The 534-nt window shown below is 56.9% G+C and carries 1 protein-coding gene; it reads right to left on the reverse strand.

Going from position 1 to position 534, the window contains the following annotated elements; translation table 11 throughout:
- Window positions 1–295 precede the first annotated feature (295 nt).
- Window positions 296–534 (reverse strand): hypothetical protein (locus tag KW849_RS31005; protein WP_218433901.1); only part of this gene is annotated, 239 nt, incomplete at its 5' end.

Genomic DNA, 534 nt, shown 5'->3' on the forward strand with positions numbered 1-534 from the left:
GGAGTGGCCTGGATGTCGGCGGCTGAGGGGATGCGTTCGGAAGGTATTGCCGGATCATTGTTCGGCGGATTCGGTGTGGGTTTGATCATAAGTACTTCCCTTTATTAGTAGGGCCGCACCATCTCGCGACTAAACGAAGGGGTGGCGGCTGCGCGCAAGTTAGTCGACCGGCAAGGAAAGCAAAAACCGGCGCGTCCGAAGACGCCAAGCGCACAGCCACCATCAAATGCAGGCGGATACCTGACTGATGATACTCATGCGACCGCTTTAACCTTGCCCGGGCGACTAAACCCGATCACTGACCATCAGTGACGCGAATCAAGTTACCGAGCGGCCCCAGGGCGCACAAGCCGGCGGATTCTGGCGTAACCGTAGGCAACGACGCAAGGCGATGTAGCTTTCGTGAAATGACCTTGAAGGCGTTTAAACAAGTCGTTGCTCGCGCACAAAACCGCTGCGAACAAAAGCCGAAAGCCCCTCGCCACATCCAGTCGACCAGTCCGTACAAAACCTGACAGATCAGGCGCACAGCCA

The organism is Pseudomonas sp. PDM26, from assembly GCF_019219185.1.
GTDB lineage: Bacteria > Pseudomonadota > Gammaproteobacteria > Pseudomonadales > Pseudomonadaceae > Aquipseudomonas.